Source organism: Paenibacillus sp. NPDC093718, from assembly GCF_050279985.1.
GTDB lineage: Bacteria > Bacillota > Bacilli > Paenibacillales > Paenibacillaceae > Paenibacillus_AQ.
In genome coordinates this window covers 226,515-247,188 of record NZ_JBNNUS010000002.1, presented here as the reverse complement: position 1 = coordinate 247,188, position 20,674 = coordinate 226,515, and the positions used below count along the sequence as shown (strand labels likewise).

Genomic DNA, 20,674 nt, shown 5'->3' with positions numbered 1-20,674 from the left:
CTCAAGCCGATGAGCGCAATTACGACAACGATATGCTTTATTGATGACATTCAGAGTGTCGTTGATGGCATATCCAAGCAAATCAACTGGGAACATCATGGGATATCCGTAAGCGGGACGGCAATCAATGGAGAAGACGGACTCCTGTTGATCACCTCGTGCAAACCGGATATCATCGTGACCGATATTCGAATGCCGAAGCTCGATGGTCTCGAATTGACCCGACGTGTCAAAGAGCTGCTGCCGCGCAGCAAGGTCATATTGATGACGGGATTCAGTGATTTCGAATATGCGAAGCAAGCGGTTCAGCTTGGGGCGTTCGACTTCATAACGAAGCCCTTTTCACTTGCTCATATCGAGGAAATTGTTGTAAAGGCCAAAAAAGAAATTGAAGCGATACGAAACCAAGAGGATCATATCGCTGAATTAGAGCAGCGGGTTCAGGAGAGCATGCCTTTCCTGCGTCAGGAATTGTTCACGTTGCTGCTGCATCATAAGGTGAACGAACAGGAGGCGGAGCAGCGGTGGGAATATGTAAAGCCGGATTTGGAGTCCAGGCATTTGCTCGTCATGATTCTTGAAATCGACGGATTTGCTGACAAGCATCGGGATTCACCGATGAAAGAACTGGAGCTTGCCCGGTTTGCATTGAAGAATATTACGGAGGAGACCATCGCTTTGTATACAAGGGGGATGGTATTCCGGGATTCGGCTAATCGCCTAGTCGCGGTATTGAATACACCGTTATCAGTTTCAGCGGCGACCATAGCGGAGGCGTGCTGTCAGCATGTCAGATTATATACTTCAATAACAATATCAATAGGAATCGGCAGCCCCGTAACGTATATCCATGAATTGAACTCATCGTACGATCAGGCTTTGCATGCCCTGTCATACCATTTCTATACCGGAGGCAACGCGGTGATTTCATATGAAGATATAGCTAATACGGAAATCTCCTTGCCGCGCAGCATACGGACCGCAGAGCAGGAAATGGTGTATGCCATACAATCCGGAAACGTCAACCAAGCCTTACTGACGCTCGATCATATCCTGACTGAGTTTACGGACAGGTCGCCGCTTCCGAAGCCGGAATACTTCATCAGCTTATACTATGAGCTGGCATATATGATGCTAAGGGCGATTCAAGATAAGGTACCCATGAATGAATTGTCCGATTTGAACATGATCGTTCGGGAAGGGAGGGTCAGCTCGGAGAGATCCTTAACGGACATGAAGAAGATTCTGCGTAGCATCGTGACGCTAGGCTGTGAACGCATCGAGAATCAGAATCGCTCCGCCGCCGCAAAAATCATCCAGGAAGCCATTCATTATGTGAAATCCAATTTGGATCAAGACCTCAGCATAAGTACTTGCGCGAAGGCAGTTCATTTAAGCCCCAGTTATTTTGCCGGCTTGTTCAAGAAAGTGACGGGAATGGCATTTAGTCAATTTGTCACTCAAGAACGGATGGAGGTGGCCAAGCGGCTGCTCTTGGAGGATCGGCAAATCCAGGAGATAGCAGAATTGCTTGGTTATGTGGAGCGGCGATATTTTACCGACGTATTTAAAAAATATACGCAGATGACACCATCGGAATTCAAGCAGGCGCACATAAGAAACAACATTTCATTGTAATGGGAGGGATATCGTGACTACCCGCATTGAGAATGCCATTGACTGGCCGGTGTTTATGTCGAGACACGATATGTTGTGGACGACGCGTCCGATCAGCTGGGATGAGGGGGCTTTTCTTGGAAACGGCACGCTCGGAGTGATGATCTATAGTGAAGAACATCGGGATAAACGGAATGTGCTGCGTTTTGTGCTTGGACGTTCCGATATAACCGCATCACGCCCGGGTGAACAGGCTTTCCCGGTACGCGTGCCTATTGGCGAGCTTGCATTGGAGCTGGAGGGTTGGATTTATCAGCCCTATGAAATGCGGTTGGAATTATGGAACGCGGAGCTCCGGGCGGTTATACCGACAACGAAGGGAGAAGTCCGAATTCGCGCGCTTGTGCATGCATTAGCGCCTGTACTTGTCTTGGAGCTCGATGCAGATGAAGGTGAACGCCATGCGAAGCTGAAGTGGTACGCCTATCCGGAAGTTGACCCTATTTTGAAGAACGCGGACGGGATCAATCTCAACCAATATATACCTGATACCACCGTTCAGCATATAGAATCCGGTGAGGTATCGATGGGGATACAGGAATATGGAAGCAGGGACGGCTGCACTACGGCTTGGCTAACTCACCGTCCTGACCAGTCTGAGCAGGAGATGGGAAACTCGCATCGCCAGATCTGCATCTTAACCGTAATGAATGGTACGGACGCATCCGTTCGTGATCAGGCGATACGGGAACTTCGGGCTGTGCCGAACTCAACCTCAGGCTGGGAAGCCTGGATTCATGCCCATCGCAGGTGGTGGCATCATTATTATCCGGAAAGCTTCATTTCCATACCGGATCAGCAGCTGGAAAGCTTTTACTGGATACAGATGTATAAGCTTGCGTCTGCGACCCGGGCGGACTCCTTCCCTATCGATAATCAGGGGCCGTGGCTCACATCGACGCCATGGCCTGGACTATGGTTCAATATGAACGTTCAGATGAGTTACTCTCCGATCTATACGGCCAATCGCCTCCATCTGGGCATGTCGCTGATTCGTTCTTTGGAGGGGCATCAGGATCAACTGATCCGTAATGTTCCCGAAGCTTACCATGCAGACTCGGCAGGACTTGGTCGAAGCTCAAGCTATGATCTGGACAGTCCGGTCACGGATGAGGTGGGGAATTTAACTTGGGTGATGCATAACTGCTGGCGTCATTACCGTTATGCCATGGATGATCAAATGCTGCGTAGCCTGGTATATCCTCTTCTGCGTCGCAGCGTGGGTTTATATTTGCATCTTCTTGAGGAAGGGCAGGACGGCCGACTACACTTACCTCCCACAGTCTCACCGGAATACGGGTCCTTTAAGCAGGTGAAGACAGCTGATACTCATTATGATTTAGCGCTGCTGCGCTGGGGATGTGAAACGTTAATCCGCATGTCGGATCAGCTTGGTGTTTATGACCCGCTGCATGATCGGTGGCGGGAAGTGCTCGAGCGCTTGGTACATTTTCCGGTCGATTCATCCGGTTATATGATCGGCGAGGGTCAGCGTATGGAATTCGGGCACCGTCATTTCAGCCATATGCTGGCGGCCTTTCCACTGCATATCGTCGGCGATACCGAAGAGGAGAAGGAGCTGATCCTTCGGTCGCTCCGGCATTGGATCGGCCTTGAAGGAGATTTGCGCGGTTTCAGCTTTACCGGAGCCGCCTCCATCGCAGCCAAGTTAGGTTTAGGAGATGAAGCTCTCGCGTATTTGCGAAGTTTAATGCATCTCATTAAGCCGAACACCATGTATAAAGAAGCGGGACCGGTCATCGAAACGCCGCTGGCCGGGGCGGAATCGATCCATGATATGCTGCTTCAGAGCAGAGGGGAGCGGATCTATGTTTTCCCTGCAGTCCCTAAAGAGTGGCCAGAGTCGGTATTCCATCAGCTGCGGGCAGAAGGAGGCTTTCTTGTTAGCGCAGCTCGGGAGGAAGGGCGCACAACTTGGATACATATTTGCAGTCTTGCCGGAGAGCCCTGCCGGATCGTAACGGATATGGCCTCTTCTGCGGACGACGACCTGGTTATTGACATCGGGGGAATCACGAGAAAATGTCCAATCCAGGAAGACGGGACGATCGATCTTTCTTTGAAGCCTGGTGAGGAAGCTTATATTTACAGAGCCCATGGGAGCGGATCCACTCTATTCCGCATCTCGCCTGTCCCTGCTGAGAAGGGCAAGTGCAATCTGTTTGGCAGTCGCAAACCGTGGAGATTGTATGGGATTCCCCAATAATCCGTAGATAAGCGTAAAAACCTGCAACCGTTATCGTCTTAAGAGCAGCCTTATCCCTATGAAGGCTGCTCTTGTTATCACAGGGGGCAAATAAGGGAGGAAAATCACATGTTCAACATCCTTCGCAAATATAATCGCAGCGTCATTGTGGCGTGGCTGTTCTCTTATGTCACCGTATTAATGGTGCCGATTCTGATCAGTTTTGTGCTGTATTCATTCTCATACCATCAAGTGAAGAGCGAGACCAATCGGGCAAACGAATTGCTTCTTCAGCAGATGGAGATGTCCATCGACAGCAAGCTGAAAAGTCTGGAGCGTTTAAGTCTGGAAATCGCGCTAAACAAGGGGATCTCGGCATTTTCCAGCGTGGAGTTACCGCTTCGTGATCATCAGTATTACGATGTGTTCAGCATATCGGAAAGCCTGCGAACCTATAAAAATGCAAACGATTCGATTGAGGATATTTACGTGATGTATTTGAACAGTGATACGGTGATTTCAACATATGGCCATACAAGCGGCAGGGGGCTCTATCAGCAGCTGAGGCAGAATGACGAAACCTCTTATGAGAAGTGGATGGGACTGTTCGAGCAAAGATATGTAAACGTTTACAAGTCTATGAAGTTTCAAGATGGCCTTCAGAGCTTCCCGGTGGTTGTATTTGCTCATTCCCTTGTGTTTAATTCCCCGGCACAGCCTCCAGCTGTTGTGCTGTTCTTGATCAAGGATTCGAAGCTCATCGAGAGCGTTCCCCGGCAAAAGGATGCCAGTATGTTCATTATCGATACGGATAGCCGATATATCGCTGCATCACGACAGAATCCGACCGGTCCTGCTGGCCTGAGTTATGAACAGCTTCAAGGAGATAGCGGAATGATCTATATGAACTCGGACGAGGGGCGGTTCGCCGTTTCCTATATCACGTCGCAAGTAACCGGATGGAAATATGTATCCGTACTGCCAGCGGCACTATTCAATGAAAAGATGAAAGATTTACGCCATCTGACATGGATCAGCATCGCCCTGAGCTTGTTTATCGGAGGGATCGTTACAGTATTGTTTTTACGCAGAAACTATATGCCGGTTCAATTGATGCTGCAAAGTTTATCCAAACAATTCGGTCTGAGGTTTGACGCGGGAGCCAACGAGTACTCGTTCCTGCAGGGGACGATTCAGCAGCATTTTCATGAAAAAGCAGATATGCAAACGGCGCTTCACAAACATCGCAATACAATACGAGCGCATTTATTGCGGCGTCTGTTAAAGGGGTACTCCGATCATGATCAGTCTCTCCATACCACGCTGCCTGCTCACGATATCCAGTTTCATTCCGACCGATCTGTCGTCCTGCTGATATCGATTGATCATTATGGCAAGTTTGAGCAGTTTGGCATTCGCGGACTCCCGGATCAGAAGCAGCAAATGCTTCATTTCATACTGACCAACGTGCTTGAGGATACGGCTTCCGATGAAGCGCTCGTGTTTACAACAGAAATGAACGATGCGCTTGCTTGTGTCGTTAACTTCAAAGCGAGCTTGTCAGAGGAGCAGGAGCAAAGTGTGTTGAATCGAATACTGGCTCAGGTTCGCGAATTCATGCGAAAGCATATTGAAGCAGAGCTTACGGTGGCTGTGGGTCAGGTTCATTCGAGTTTGCATGGCATTGCCCTTTCTTATCAAGAAGCACAGGCCGCACTTGAATACCGGATTGTGATAGGGAGCGGACAGTTCATCCCATATACGGACACTCTTTCTGACAAGAGTATGCAAACCCGTCAATTTTATTATCCTTTGAGTGTCGAGCAGCAGTTTATAGGCTTGGTGAAGAGCGGAAGTTACGACAAAGCAGAAGCCATTTTGGATGATATATTCCAAGCCAACTTTTCAAAGCACCCGGTTTCGGTACCAATCGCCAAATGCCTGATGTACAACCTGGCAAGCACAATGCTGAATACGCTTGAGGAAGTGAAAGCGGGCGGCAAGCGAACGTATGAAGAGCAATTCATCGATGCGGATCTATTGCTCGAATGCGATCATGTTCCGGAGATGAAGGAGCGGATGAAACAGATGCTTGCGCAAGTCTGTGAATGGATCCTGGCCGAGAAACGGAATCATCACCGTTATCTAATCGAAGATGTCTCGCAGTATGTCCAAGAGCATCTGTATGACCCGAAATTGAATATTTCAACGATTGGCGATGCTTTTCAGATGACCCCCTCTTATGTATCAAGACTGTACAAGGAATTTACAGGAGAAGCCTTGCTGGATAGCATTAACCGCCTTCGTCTGTCTAAAGCGAAAGAACTGCTTGTTCTGCAAAAGCTTACTGTCAATGAAATCGCTTACCAGGTCGGTTATTCGGATGTCAGCACGTTTTTACGAATTTTTAAAAAATTCGAAGGCGTGACCCCCGGGAAATATCAGAAAGCCGCACTGTAATCCGGATTTTTCATGAAAAACCATCGATTTTTAAGGAATTGCCTGCGATTTTAGATTTTGTCTATGGTAAGGGGCACGGGTTTTATTGAACAATGACATCGGATAGAGCATCATGCTGGCCTATCCTGCACCTTATCTTACAATCGGGGGAATGATGATGGTTCAACGTTTGCTGGTCAAAGACAGCTTGTTGCGAAATGTAAAGTCAGGACTGACCGCCATATTGTTAACAAGTCTGGTGCTTGCGGGATGTTCGTCGGGAAGTAAGAATGACACGCCGGATGCTAAGCCGAACGAGGCCGGGAAGGGTACAGCCACTGCAATCGGTTCATCGTATCCGCTAAATACAACCGAATCGATCACGTCATGGGAAATCTTGAACATGAATGCGGTAACCTTCTATTCCAACCTGGCAGATACGCCTTTTGGGAAAGCGCTTGCCGAAAAAACAGGAGTTCAGGTGGAGTATATTCATCCTAATGATCAGCAGACGGCGGAGCAGTTCAATCTGATGATTGCGTCCGATGAGCTTCCCGATGTCATTGAATACGATTGGACCGGACGAAGTGCGGGGTCTTATCCGGGCGGACCGGAGAAAGCCATTCAGGACGGTGTTATCCTGGAGCTTAATGATCTGATTGATCAATACGCCCCGAACTTGAAGAAGAAACTTGAAGCGGATCCGGCGCTTGATCAAATGGTCAAGACTGACAGCGGCAAATATTATGTATTTCCCATGATTCGCAATCCATCCGGGCTCGTCTTCCGCGGTCCCATGATCCGTCAGGATTGGCTGGATGAGCTTGGTCTTCCAGTTCCAACAACCATAGAGGAGTGGGAGAAGACGTTAATTGCCTTTCGTGACGAGAAGGGTGCCAAAGCACCGCTCAGTGTCACTTACACCGGAGGGAACTTTGAGATCCGTGATGCTTTCATCGGAGCTTACCGCACCTCAAACTCCTTCTATGTGGACGATGAAGGAAAGGTGAGGTATGGTCCCATAGATCCGCAGTATAAAGATTTTCTGGCCTTATTCCGCAAGTGGTTTGCGGAAGGATTGTTTGACAAGGATTTTGCGCTCACCGATACCAAAGCGTTGGACAACAAGATTTTGACCGGGCAGACCGGCGCAATGGTGCATCTTCTCAGCGGCGGCATGGGAAAATGGATGGATGCCATGAAGGGGCAGGATCCGAAATTCAAGCTGGTTGGCGCTCCATATCCAACGCTCCACAAAGACGAAGTTCCTTTTATTGGACAACGAGATTTTAAGTACAATCCGGGACCAAGCAAAGCCATCACAACCGCAGCCAAAAATCCGGAACTGATCGTACGCTGGCTTGACTATGCCTACAGCGATGAGGGCGCGATGCTCTACAACTTCGGTATTGAAGGAGAGAGCTATGTGATGGAAAACGGTGCTCCGGTGTATACCGATTTGATTAAAAATAATGAGAAATATAGTCTGCAGCAGATGGTATCGCAGTATTCCAAGCCGAATGGACCTTACGAAGCGGATGAACGTCGGAACTGGAATACGTTCCCTGAGCAGGATGAGGCCGTGAAGGTGTGGGCGAAGACGGATGCCGAGAAGCATATACTGCCTGGCTTCCTGACACCAACCGCCGAAGAAAGCAAGGAGCTTGGCAAGATTCTTACTGACGTAAGCAATTATAAAGAGGAAATGTTTGTCAAGTTCATTGTCGGCAAGGAGCCGATGGAGAGTTACGACAAGTACGTGGAGCAAATCAAGAAGCTGGGGATTGAACGTGCGGTTGAGATCTATCAAAGCGCTCTGGATCGATACAACAGCAGATAATGAATTGCGAGGGGAATGGAGCGGGCTTGCATCCCCTCGCTAACTTGAACCTTCAATAGACAGAACATAAGGAGTGAGCACGTCATGGCGAAACTTCCGCCTCCGACACGCACGTCAATTCCTTCTAACTCGGCAGGACTGGATCCGCGAAATTGGGGCTTGTTGAAGGACATTAGTAAAAATCGTTTCCTGTATATCATGTTAATCCCGGTACTCCTATACTTTGCGGTTTTTCATTATTTCCCCATGTACGGGGCGTCTATTGCCTTTAAGGAGTTTTCTCCACGTCTTGGCATCATGGGTAGCCCATGGGCTGGCTGGGAGCATTTCGAATCGTTTTTTAACGGCATCTACTTCTGGCGGGTCGTCAGAAATACGCTGTTAATCAGCTTTTATGAGCTCCTCTTTGGCTTCCCGGCGCCCATTATATTGGCGCTCCTGCTAAACGAGGTGAGGAAAACCGCATTCAAACGCACGGTTCAAACCATAACGTATATGCCGCATTTTATTTCGCTGGTCGTTGTTTGCGGCATTATTAAGGAATTCACAATGAGTGACGGGTTAATCAACGATATTTTGGCTTTTTTCGGATGGGAACGGGTCTCCCTCCTGCTGGAGTCTGAGTATTTCCGGACCCTCTTCGTAACCTCCGGAATTTGGCAGAACATCGGTTGGGGGACCATCATCTACCTTGCGGCCCTGGCCGGTATCGATCAGGAACAATATGAGGCCGCGAAGATTGATGGAGCCAATCGGTGGAGGCAGATGTTGAATGTGACTTTGCCGGGGATCATGCCTACGATTATCATCCTGTTCATTCTTGAAATCGGCAGGCTGATGAACGTCGGCAGCGAGAAAATCATCCTGCTCTATAACCCGTCAACCTACGATACGGCAGACGTGATCAGCTCCTATGTGTACCGGGTGGGGCTTCAGGAATTCAATTACAGCTTCAGTTCGGCGGTAGGGCTGTTCAATTCGGCCATTAATTTTACGCTTGTTATCGGCTCAAACTGGCTGAGCCGCAGAATGAACAAAACCAGCTTGTGGTAGGAGGTGAAGGGAATGGAATGGAGAGCTGGGAATCGATCGGTTGGTGAAAAGCTGTTTGATGTTTTTAATTACGTCTTGTTGACCGTAATCACCTTATGTACGTTATACCCATTGATATACGTGCTGTTTGCTTCCTTGAGCGATCCAACCCGTTACATGCAGCATTCGGGGATTCTATGGAAGCCGCTGGATATAACATTTAACGCATACCGTCTCGTGTTTGACAATCCGATGATTATACAAGGATACCTGAATACGTTTTTAATCGTTTCGGGCGGTTTGGTGCTCAATATCACGTTGACTGCGTTCGGAGCGTATGCGCTGTCCCGTAAGGGTTTGCGATATCGCAAGCAGCTAATGCTGTTTATCGTATTCACCATGTTCTTCAGCGGCGGTCTGATTCCGCTGTATTTTACAGTGAAAGGCCTGGAGCTCACCAATACGCTGTGGTCCTTGATTATCCCTCAGGCTATATCTGCTTTTAATCTGATTATCATGAGAACGGCTTTTGAGGCGGTGCCTGATAGTCTGGAGGAATCGGCCAAGATTGATGGAGCCAATGAATTCGTCATCCTATATCGGATCATGATGCCGCTGTGCATGCCGGTCATCGCCGTCATGCTGCTGTATTACGGTGTCAGCCACTGGAACTCGTGGTTTCAGGCTATGATCTATTTGCAGGATCGCTCCTTGTACCCGCTTCAGCTCGTCCTGCGAGAGCTGCTGCTTCTCAATGATGCAAGCTCCATGGCAAGCGGAGCGAGCGGAGGGGAGGTCGCCGTTATCGGCGAAACGCTGAAGCATGCAACCATTATCGTTGCGACGGTACCGATTCTGCTGGTCTATCCGTTTCTGCAGAAGTACTTCGTGAAAGGTGCCCTAATTGGTGCCATTAAAGGATAACGACAGGAGGATATGATGAGTAAATTAAAGATTCAACATGAACTCGAGCTGGATATGTGGTGGAATAGTGCTCGGTTGAAGGTGGACCGGATGCTGGCTAGAAAGCCTGAACTTGCACCCCATGCAGCGAAGGATGGAAATTACGACGGCTTGACCTTAGACAACTGGATATCGGGGTTTTGGCCGGGAATGCTGTGGATTTTTTACGATATGACTGGAGAGGCGAAGTATAAGGAAGCGGCGTGGGAGTGGGACATACGGATGGAACGATTGACCTTGGAAGAGAGTCGCTTCCATCATGATGTCGGGTTTCAGTATTTACCGACAGCCGTATTGAAATATAAGTTAACCGGAGATGCCGATGGCAGAAGGCGAGGACTTGCGGCGGCTAACTTTCTGGCCGGACGATTTAACTTGGCTGGCCAGTACATCAGGGCATGGAACAAGGATCTCCCGGGCTGGGCTATTATCGATTGCCTCATGAACCTGTCCCTCTTGTACTGGGCAGCTGAAGAAGGTGATGACCCGAGATTTCGCCACGTTGCGAATGCCCATGCGAATATGGCTTTGGAGCATATGATTCGTGCTGATGGATCCACCTGTCATGTGGCAGTGTTTGATCCGGAAAGCGGGGAATTGCTGGAGTATAAGGGATGGCAGGGCTATGCCCCGGATTCCTGCTGGTCGAGAGGGAATGCATGGGCGCTGTACGGGATGGCTAACGCTTACCGTTTTACGAATAACAAGGATTTTCTGTATGCCGCCGAGCGGGTAGCTCATCATTTTATAGCTTCCTTACAGGGGCACGGGGTACCGCCATGGGACTTCAGGGTACCGAATCCCGATACTGAGCCTCGTGACACCTCCGCAGCGGCCATCGCTGCTTCCGGATTGTTGGAGCTCGCTGCCTTGACAACTCCGGAAGTTGGGGCTGTTTACCGGACAGCCGCTGAGCGAATCGTCCTGGCATTGTCGACGGAGTATGCAGCATTTCAGGTTCATGAGCATGAGGGAATCCTGTTTGGCGGAACCGGCCATAAGCCAGCGGACACCAATATCAATGTGTCGCTAATTTATGGGGATTATTATTACGTTGAGGCTCTGGCGAAGCTTCGGGGCTGGGTTAATCGCGTATTCTGATTGGTTATGGTTAGGGGGCGTAAATATTCGAAGAGAGGTGAACGGATATGAAAACGTTATTAAACGCATTAAACCAACGGTATCACAGATCGATATGTATGGGGCTGGTTTTGATCCTTATGGTCGGAACACTGGTGATGTCGCCTTCAGAAGCCCAAGGGGCATCAAGTGATGCAGGAGGGAGCAGCATGAACCGAATCGAGAGCACGGTAACGGCAAGCAGCCACCAACCGGGTACGAATTATATACCCGGGAATGTATTGGATGGGGTATGGGGCGAGGACGCGGAGAGCCAGCAAAGCCGCTGGTCCGCATCGGGTCAAGGTCAATGGCTGCAGTTTGATCTAGGCACGGAACAAACCGTTACTTACGTGAACATTGCGTTTCTGAATGCTAGAGAGCGTCAGTCCAGCTTTGAGATATTAGCTTCGAATACTGAAGATTTCCAATCCAGCACTGTTGTTTTTGAACGACAGTTCAGCCGGCAGCTGAACTCGGAAGATAGCATCATGCAAACATATGTATTACAGCCTACGGTGAAGGCAAGGTATTTGCGGTTGATCGGATATGGCAATAATGCCAGCGGCAGCTCGGGTAACTGGAACAGTATCATGGAAGTAGAGCTTTACGGAGGGAAAGTGCCGGGTGAATCACCGGAAGAGGCGCAACCACCGCTTCCTCCAAACGCTGGCGAAGTGAAGGAAGAAGATGTAAAGCCTCCGGAAATGAAGCGCGTCTCGGTCAGCACGGCGGAACAATTGCAGCAGGCGCTGGATCAGGCTGTGGCTGGTACACTGATTGAACTGAAGGATGGGACCTATGAGCAGAACGGTCCGTTTGTTGTGAAGGATAAACACGGCTCAGCGGCCTATCCGATTCGGATTACCGGGAAGTCTGGCAAGGCAATTATTAGCGGTAACAGCTATATGCACATCGAAAATTCAAGTTATGTTGAGGTCAGCGGACTCACGTTCCGGAACGGGATCGGCGATGAGAATGGAAAACAGACCTTGATTGACCGAGGTTTGGCACAGCGGGCGCTCACCGGAGTTCATCCAGGGGTTCAGCTGGAAAGCTCCAGCCGAATTTCTATTTTGGGCAACACCTTTGCCTTGGATGAAACGGGTCAGCCCTACCGATTTAAAGCTCAAAACCGATATGTATGGTGCCTGCTCAATGTGGAGAACAGCTGCCGGTACAGTGAAGATCGGTATAATCCGAACGGAGAGGTATATAAGGGGTTAACGCCATATGAAGATCCGAAACTCATTACGGATAATGGCACGCACAGACATTACATCCGTGTTGAAGGAACAAGCAGCCATAACCGGATCGCTTATAATGATATTGGACCGAAGAAGGGCTTTGGCGCAGTCCTGATTTATGATGGTGAAGGACATAGCGGACAGCATATATCGCAATACGACGTCATCGAGTATAACTATTTTCACGACATTGGTCCCCGGGTAACCAACGGGTTGGAAGCCATCAGGCTCGGGCTTTCCAGTACCTCGCTCGCCTCCGGTTATATTACGGTTCAGTCCAATTTGTTTGACGGGTTTAACGGTGAAGATGAAGTGATATCGGTGAAGAGCAGCGACAATTTCATTCGGAACAACACGATTCGTCATTCATACGGCGGGATTGTGTCTCGGCATGGAAACCGTAACAGCTTCTACGGCAACCATCTGATCGGGGATGGGGTGACACCTGGCAGCAGCGGGTTTCGGATCTACGGCAACGATCATAAAATCTATAACAATTACATGGAAGGCCTTACGGACAAAGTGATTCGTCTTGATGGCGGAACACATGACGGCGGAACGGAAGGCAGTATGAATCCAATCGTTCGTTGGGGTGGAAACCAAGAGCAAACTGCACGGCTTGGCGATCTGCCTGCTGAACAAAGAACGGAACTTTTAAGGGGACATTGGCGGCAGTATAACGTTCAAATCTACAATAATACCATCGTGAATGTCGGCAATCAAACAACGACTTTCAATCTGGGCGGCAGAACCTATCAGCCTGTTGGGACAAAGATTTATAACAATCTGATATTTAGCCATGCAGGTACCATGTTTCATGAAACCGATGCGGTGATCCAAGCACCCGACCAGGAACGGGCTGTGTACAAGGGAAATATGCTCTCGGGGAACGCACCGATCTCGAACAATCCCACCGTGGACAGAGAGATGACCAAACAAGAGCTCCATTTGGTGCGCAGTATGGACGGCCTCATTCGATTATCCGTCTATAGCCCGGCCGTTGACGCTGCCCTGACTCCATTCGTTGCAGCGGACGACATGGATGGCCAGATCCGCTATATACCTGACGTGGGTGCAGATGAATATGCGCCAGGCAAGCAGCGAGCCAATCCCCCGCTTTCCGTCTATGATGTAGGCCCGGATGCTTGGGCGAAATGAAGGTGAGTATTCTTACGACTAACGTCAGCATCATTCCGCCTTCATCCCGATTCTTCGAACTTTGGACGTCACACGGTAATCAAAGGTTACGTTTTTATAGATTTCACCCCATTGCTCCGCAGATTTAACATGGCTTTTCCAATACGATGGTTTTTTGGCTCTTACCAATTCGCCGAATCCGAATATATCGGATTCTTTTTTTTGTGTCTTTTGGATTAATCCGATTAATAATTGTTTAACGGAATGCTCATTCTCGTGTGCAATTTCCTCTAGAATTTTCGTGCTGTTGACCGAGAGGGTATCTGTGTTTTTTTCTTCGATATTAACCTCTGTCAACGCCGTAATTGTAAAATGGGGAATCCCGTTCTTGATATCGACTTTAATTTCCGATTCCCGGTTCGTCGCATGGATCGTTACGACTTGTGAATCGTTCCCAATATGAATAATTCCGCGGTATCCTGCGGGACTAATTCCCTTGATGACCAGGTACCCGGCAATTTCAAACGGTTTTGTCACGCCTACCATTTTGGCCCCTTTAAAAAAAGCCATTCCGCTGATTTCCACATTATCTCCCTTCATGATTTTGATATAAGGCAGAAATCCTTCCTGGCCTTTCTTTGAAGAATTGCTCCAGAACGTCCCAACGTAGTTACTTGGAAATTTGCCTTGTTTTACGGCATCGTCCAATGTGGATGCTAGATACAGCGCAGGGACACGCTCCAATTTAGGTGCTGCCTGCATATGGTTTTTGGCCTTCCCTTTTGACACCATCAACCAGGCCATTCGGCGAACTTCCGCGTTGCGATGAAGATAGTCGTTCAAATTTTGTAATCCTTTTCTGGCAAACTCTTCTGATACGACAATGACGCGCAGATGGCCAAAAAATAATTTGCCTGATATTTGCTGCTGTAAATTCATCATGGCGTCGTCGACGGTGTGTCCTACAACATCAAGCACCCAGACCGTTTCTTGCTCGCCTTCTCCCGAACCGCCGCCTTCCCCTGGCCCGAGCGGTATTCTGCCGGGAAGAGCAATTTGAACGGATAGCTGGATTAATTCCTGTTTAGGTGCCGGGTATTTCCCGCGAAGATGAGATATTTCATCCTCTCGTGCCTCAGCATCCTTGTCAGCCGTATCAATCGATATTCCTAGAACGACAGCGCGCTCTTCAATTTCCATCCGATCCCAGCAGCCTGTCAGGAGTGAGCAGGATAGGAGAAGGACGATCGTGAATTTTACGTTTAGTTTAACGCTTATTCTTTTCCTCATTGAAATCCTCCTAAATTTGGTGAACATGCTCACTCACACCAGGGCTTTAACAAGTATGACACTTAGAAACAACGCAGTTCCGATCACGATATGAATCCAGCCCAGTATACGAGATACTTTCATTTCCTTGGTCATGTTCGATTGTTCATACTTATTTTTATCGATGAGCAGATTGAACATGCCGGATAACACCCAGATCAAGATGGCAACATCCAAATAACCGCTGTAAAGATTCCCGATCATTTGGACGCACCTCTTTTTTTACGCAGCATGGAGATGATAAGCAGCACTCCAGGATATACGATGGTTATCAGCAGACCGAATTTGGATATCAAGCCGTTCACTTCATTTAATTGAACCAAGCTTTGGGGCAGCATGGCCAGAACGAACAGAATGGGTAGGATGAAGAAGGACATCATCCCGTGATCAGCTAATCGGAATAACTTGCTTATCGAGTAAATCGTAAAGTAGTAGCAAGAGAACAAGGAAGTGAAGACAGCGGTTACCCAGACGGCAAGAAAGACCGCATCCAAACGTTCCAGTATATTGGCAGGCAATGAAGTTGCTTTTGCCAGCTCCAGCGTCGGCCATAACAGCTTCTTTGTCTCTTCCGCCCCAAACACGCTGACCGTTGCCGTGACGATTAATATATAGAGCACACCGGTAATCAGCATTGCCCATATGCTGGACCGCATCGCTCTTTCCGGTTTGCACATGGCAGGGATGACCATCATCATAATGAAGTATCCCTGGAACATAGTGGACAACGTAATAATGCCTGCCGGTATTCCTCGAATTTCATTCCCTAACACAGGGAGAACATTAATCATGTCCGCGTTTTTTAACGACAGGGCAACGATCAACAGCGCAGGTATTAGGATAAAGGGGCTGTAAAATAAGTGAATGTAAGCAAAGGTCATGATGTTTCGGCGTGAAGAAAAAGCAGCCAGGAGCAGCATGACCAATACAGTGACCTCGAGTGGCGTGTGTTTCAATACGGCTGTGACAACGACCTCTCCGAATTCTCTTGCAACAAGAGAGCATAATACAGCAAAGAAAACAATCGATATGAGGCTTCCGAATCTACCGAGCCATTTGCCGATAATAACCTCGCTATACTCGATGTAAGAGTCATTCGGAAACCGCATGCCAAGCCGGGTCATGAAAAAAAGTCCGACAAACGCTAGCAGCATTCCCAAAAAAGTGACTAGCGGAGCTCCTGCATCCGCGGCCTTCACGGCAGCTAACGGAAGTGCAAGAACGCCTACTCCAACGATGGTGCTGATCGTAACGGCAGAAGCCTGCAAGACAGTGATTTGGCGCTGTTCTTTCATCGTTAACGCCCTTTCTCGTCGTTAGGATGGACGGGATCCATAATATGGGATGAAGAATGATCCACCTGTTCCTTCATTTGATCACCCAATCTTGTTTTGTATATCGGATGGAGGAAGGAAGGCCGGTTCTTCATTTTCCACAACGGCCCACGGGTCAGGAGATCCCGCATGCCTTGAAAGTTGCCAGGCACAAATGGACTTAAGTACGGGACCCCGAACGATTTAAGTGACAATAAATGATTGGTGATCAAAATGATGCCAACCATGACGCCGTATAGACCGAAAATACCAGCTAGAATGATCAGCGGAAAACGAAGCAGTCGAAGAGCCAGAGCCGCATTGTAGGCCGGGGTTGCAAAGGAGCCAATGGTCGTTAAAGCGATAATAACAACGGTTATCGGACTCGCGAAACCGGCCGCTACCGCAGCCTGCCCGATGACGAGCACGCCGACAATGGATAAAGCTCCGCCGACCTGTTGCGGCAAGCGTATGGTTGCTTCCCTTAAAACCTCCATCGAGATTTCAATGACAAGCACTTCAATCACGGCTGGGAAGGGAACGCCGGCACGTCCGCCGGCAACGGCGACCGCAAATTCTGTGGGGATCAGCTCCGGATTAAACGAAATAATCGCCACATACAGCGAGGGAAAAACCAAAGAAAATACTAGAGCAACCAGACGGGACATTCGGATCGCACTCATCAGGACGAAGCGTTCGGTATAATCTTCAACGGTCTGATAGAACTGGCTAAACACCGTAGGCGCGATTAAGGCAAGAGGGGAACCATCAACCAGTATGGCGACTCTTCCTTCCAGTAGATTCGCCACGACTTTGTCGGGCCGTTCGGTATACTGGATTTGCGGAAACGGAGACCAATGGTTATCTTCGATGAATTGTTCCAAATAACCTGAATCCAGAACGGCGTCGATTTCAATGGCATCCAGCCGCTTTTGAACTTCTTTTATGATTCCGGGATTGGTTATGCCGTCCATGTAACAAATGGCAACTTTGGATTTGGTCTTCGTTCCGATCTCCATGGATTTCACTCGAAAATCCGGTGTTTGCAGCCGATAGCGGAGTAGAGAAATATTCGTTCCCAGGGACTCTATAAATCCCTCTCTGGCCCCGCGGATGACCTGCTCCGTCGCCGGCTGCTCAATAGCGCGCTGCGTGATCTGCCGTGTGTCAATGATTATCGCCTCGTCCAGCCCTTCAATGGCTACGACGGTTTGCCCCCTTAGCAGGTTGCCGGTAATAACGGAAATTTTCCTTTCCGAATAACCCTCGCTATGATAAAGCGTATCTTTCATTATGGTTTCCATTAACGCATCGTGCGGGAGGTTATGAACGTCGATATGGCGCGGCCCATATTTAAGGGGCTTCAAAATCGTGTTATTGATGACGGCATGATCCGTCATATCGGAGAAATATAACAATACAGCCGGATGCTGCCCGAACACTTGGAATCCATATACCATAAAATCGTCACTATCACCCAAGACTTGCTTGATTTCAGATATCGTTTCTTCCAGGTTCACCGATATGTCCATATCCTCTGAGTTCTTCCCATTCGGATTGGCAGAAATATTATCGCTATTGTTGGGTTGGTTCGAACCCGCCCATGTGGAAAATGACATTGTACCAACACCTCTCCTGATTCAACGGGGGTCACAGCATTTGGATGTTTTGCTTAAGTATTTCCTCTGGTTGTTATTTTTATCAATAAAAGCAATCTAAAATGTATTGTATTTAATATATGAATGCGATATATTGCATATAACAAACATGAATAGTAAGGATGATAAACTATGCCAGTACCTAAGAATTTTGTCTCTCCCGCACGGATGACCGCAAAGGAAAGAGCATTCTCTCAAATTCAACGGTGGATTATCGATGGCACGTTGCAGCCCGGCGAGAAATTGCTCGATGCTGAATTGGCAGAGTCTCTAGGCGTAAGCCGGACACCTATCCGGGAAGCTTTTCAACTGCTCGAAGTACAAGGACTCGTGTCCACGCACCCTGGGAAAGAAACAAAAGTTACGGCCATTGAGAGAGAAGATATCTTTAAGATGTATTCGACCATGGCTGCTCTTCAAGCATTAGCTGCCGAAGTGGCCGCTACCATTATTGTTCCGGAGCAGATTCAGCAATTGCGGGCGATGAATGCGGATTTTGAAAATGCCATGAAGAGCGGGCAAGCTTATCAAGCCATGGAGATGGATGAACAGTTTCATAACTTCATCGTGGAGCTCTCAGATAATCCTTATGTCGCTGCATATAGTGCTTCTCTACAGATGCATATCCGGCGGTTTAAGTACGTGTTCTTAAAACAGCCGATTGCGGCTGCACAGGCTTCTGTCGATGAGCATGCATCGATTATCAGCGCTTTCGAGCAGAAAGACAGTGAGCGGGCACAGGCCATGATGAAACAAAATTTCATGCGTCCGATGCAGGAACTCCATGAGTTACTTTAAATAGAGGGGAGAGGGAAGGATGACAAACAAAAAGGATTTACGCATTCGGAGTAAGGTAATCAGCGAGGGTGTCAATCGGGTACCGAACAGAGCGATGCTGCGGGCTGTTGGTTTTACGGATGAGGATTTCAAGAAGCCGATGATTGGCGTAGCCAGCACTTGGAGCGAAGTGACTCCGTGCAATATGCATATTGACAAGCTAGCCATAGAGGCCAAACAAGGGGTCCGCAATCATGGCGGAGCTCCGCTTATTTTCAACACGATCACGGTTTCGGATGGCATTTCAATGGGACATGGCGGCATGCTGTTCTCCCTGCCCAGCCGTGAAGCCATCGCAGATTCGATTGAGATTGTAACGGGGGCCGAACGTTTCGATGGTCTCGTGGCGATCGGCGGTTGCGACAAGAATACGCCCGCCTGCCTGATGGCGATCGGACGGATGAATATTCCCGCGGTTTACGTTTACGGCGGTACGATACAACCCGGGAAGCTCGAAGGCAAGAACGTGGATATCGTTACGGCTTTCGAAGCGGTCGGCCAATATCATGATGGAAAAATGACGGACGATCAGCTCCATAAGGTGGAATGCAGCGTCTGCCCGGGACCGGGCTCTTGCGGGGGCATGTATACAGCCAATACGATGGCCGCTGCTGCAGAAGCTATGGGGATGAGCCTGCCCGGTTCCTCCTCCACGCCGGCAATTTCACCTGACAAAGCAGCGGAATGTGCTGCGGCTGGAAGGCAGGTCATTTCGCTGTTGGAGCGTGAAATCTATCCAAGAGACATCATGACCAAAAAAGCGTTTGAGAATGCGATAACGGTCGTCATGGCTCTGGGCGGTTCAACCAACGCGTTCCTGCATTTGCTTGCCATTGCTCATTCGGTTGGCGTAGATTTGACGTTAGACGATTTCGAGCGAATCCGTTTACGCGTTCCCCACCTCGCAGACCTGAAGCCAAGCGGACGACATGCCATGCAGGACTTAAACGAAGTCGGCGGCATACCGGGCGTTATGAAATTATTGCTCGCCGAGGGACTTCTGCATGGCGATTGTCTGACGGTCACAGGCAAATCATTGGCAGAGAATCTGGCGGAAGCAGCGCCGTTACGGGGCAGCCAGGAGATCATTCGCCCCATCGATAAGCCGCTGAAGCCGAATGGGCCATTGGTTGTGTTAAGAGGCAACCTCGCACCTGATGGTGCGGTTGCCAAAATGTCGGGTATGAAGAAGCTGCGTTTTGTCGGACCGGCCAAGGTGTATGACAGCGAGGAAGAGGCAACCGAAGCGATCCTGCGAGATGAAATACGCAAGGGCGACGTGTTAGTCATTCGTTATTGCGGTCCTAAGGGCGGACCGGGTATGCCGGAGATGCTGTCGGTAACGGCCCTCATTGTAGGAAAGGGTCTCGGCGGGGAGGTTGCGCTGATAACGGACGGGAGGTTCTCTGGCGGCTCGCATGGGTTCGTCGTCGGTCACGTGTCACCTGAAGCACAGGTAGGAGGGCCGATTGCGCTGCTGAAGAATGGAGACATGATCACCATCGACAGCGAAACGCAAGAAATGACGTTCGACGTATCGGATTTCGAATTGGCTGCTAGGGCACAAGCATGGCACCAGCCTCCACTCAAAGTTTCCACGGGTGTATTGTACAAGTATGCAAAATTAGTGTCCTCAGCATCTAGAGGTGCGGTTACTGACTCTGCAGAATAAGGGAATGCACACCCTGATATATGGCTGTAGCTTAACAAGCTCTTGCGACTTCGCAAGAGCTTGTGTCATGATTACGCTGGTGTTTTGACATAAATAGATCAAAATGCTGGCAAAAAAGCATGGGTAGACTAAAAATTATGGCCAGGGTATGTTATGATTTTTAAATCATAATTTTTGCAAGCGCTATCATTATAGCGTACATATC

General features: G+C 49.0%; 14 protein-coding genes. 10 read left to right on the top strand and 4 right to left on the bottom strand.

The genetic code is table 11. From position 1 onward, the window contains the following. Positions 1–9: 9 nt before the first annotated feature. From ACQKPA_RS06925 to ACQKPA_RS06890, 8 genes are all read left to right on the top strand, one after another. A complete protein-coding gene (locus ACQKPA_RS06925; RefSeq protein ID WP_427490662.1) occupies positions 10–1,638 on the top strand; it encodes a response regulator in 1,629 nt (542 codons plus the stop codon). Between the two features lie 13 nt (positions 1,639–1,651). After that, on the top strand, positions 1,652–3,904 hold the full coding sequence (locus ACQKPA_RS06920) for a glycosyl hydrolase family 95 catalytic domain-containing protein (protein ID WP_427490660.1): 2,253 nt from the start codon (positions 1,652–1,654) through the stop codon (positions 3,902–3,904). A 108-nt stretch (positions 3,905–4,012) separates the two neighbouring features. After that, the gene (locus tag ACQKPA_RS06915) at positions 4,013–6,343 is read left to right on the top strand and encodes a helix-turn-helix domain-containing protein (RefSeq protein WP_427490658.1); all 2,331 of its coding nucleotides are present in this window, start codon (positions 4,013–4,015) and stop codon (positions 6,341–6,343) included. Between the two features lie 151 nt (positions 6,344–6,494). Continuing rightward, entirely contained in the window at positions 6,495–8,162 is a 1,668-nt protein-coding gene (locus tag ACQKPA_RS06910; protein WP_427490656.1) for an extracellular solute-binding protein, read from the top strand. A gap of 84 nt (positions 8,163–8,246) precedes the next feature. After that, complete coding sequence (locus tag ACQKPA_RS06905; RefSeq protein WP_427490654.1) at positions 8,247–9,215, top strand: ABC transporter permease; 969 nt, start codon at positions 8,247–8,249, stop codon at positions 9,213–9,215. A 12-nt stretch (positions 9,216–9,227) separates the two neighbouring features. After that, a complete protein-coding gene (locus ACQKPA_RS06900; RefSeq protein ID WP_427490653.1) occupies positions 9,228–10,118 on the top strand; it encodes a carbohydrate ABC transporter permease in 891 nt (296 codons plus the stop codon). 12 nt (positions 10,119–10,130) lie between these two features. Continuing rightward, the gene (locus ACQKPA_RS06895; protein WP_427490651.1) at positions 10,131–11,258 is read left to right on the top strand and encodes a glycoside hydrolase family 88 protein; all 1,128 of its coding nucleotides are present in this window, start codon (positions 10,131–10,133) and stop codon (positions 11,256–11,258) included. Between the two features lie 188 nt (positions 11,259–11,446). Then, the gene (locus ACQKPA_RS06890; protein WP_427490649.1) at positions 11,447–13,681 is read left to right on the top strand and encodes a chondroitinase-B domain-containing protein; all 2,235 of its coding nucleotides are present in this window, start codon (positions 11,447–11,449) and stop codon (positions 13,679–13,681) included. A 30-nt stretch (positions 13,682–13,711) separates the two neighbouring features. Here the strand turns inward: ACQKPA_RS06890 and ACQKPA_RS06885 are convergent, their stop codons facing one another. Genes ACQKPA_RS06885 through ACQKPA_RS06870 form a run of 4 tightly spaced genes read right to left on the bottom strand, consistent with a single transcriptional unit; the run spans position 13,712 to position 17,921 of the window. Beyond that, positions 13,712–14,950 carry a Ger(x)C family spore germination protein gene (locus tag ACQKPA_RS06885; RefSeq protein WP_427490647.1) on the bottom strand — a complete coding sequence of 413 codons (1,239 nt, stop codon included), beginning with the start codon at positions 14,948–14,950 and terminating at the stop codon, positions 13,712–13,714. A gap of 33 nt (positions 14,951–14,983) precedes the next feature. Next, on the bottom strand, positions 14,984–15,193 hold the full coding sequence (locus ACQKPA_RS06880) for a CLC_0170 family protein (protein ID WP_071220965.1): 210 nt from the start codon (positions 15,191–15,193) through the stop codon (positions 14,984–14,986). Further along, entirely contained in the window at positions 15,190–16,284 is a 1,095-nt protein-coding gene (locus ACQKPA_RS06875; RefSeq protein ID WP_427490644.1) for a GerAB/ArcD/ProY family transporter, read from the bottom strand. The genes ACQKPA_RS06880 and ACQKPA_RS06875 overlap by 4 nt, the downstream gene beginning before the upstream one ends. A 2-nt stretch (positions 16,285–16,286) precedes the next feature. After that, on the bottom strand, positions 16,287–17,921 hold the full coding sequence (locus tag ACQKPA_RS06870; protein ID WP_427490642.1) for a spore germination protein: 1,635 nt from the start codon (positions 17,919–17,921) through the stop codon (positions 16,287–16,289). 171 nt (positions 17,922–18,092) lie between these two features. On the opposite strand from ACQKPA_RS06870, the gene ACQKPA_RS06865 reads away from it, so the two are divergent. Then, on the top strand, positions 18,093–18,758 hold the full coding sequence (locus tag ACQKPA_RS06865; RefSeq protein ID WP_427490640.1) for a GntR family transcriptional regulator: 666 nt from the start codon (positions 18,093–18,095) through the stop codon (positions 18,756–18,758). A gap of 19 nt (positions 18,759–18,777) precedes the next feature. Further along, positions 18,778–20,469 carry a dihydroxy-acid dehydratase gene (ilvD, locus tag ACQKPA_RS06860; RefSeq protein ID WP_427490638.1) on the top strand — a complete coding sequence of 564 codons (1,692 nt, stop codon included), beginning with the start codon at positions 18,778–18,780 and terminating at the stop codon, positions 20,467–20,469. The last annotated feature ends 205 nt before the right edge of the window (positions 20,470–20,674 follow it).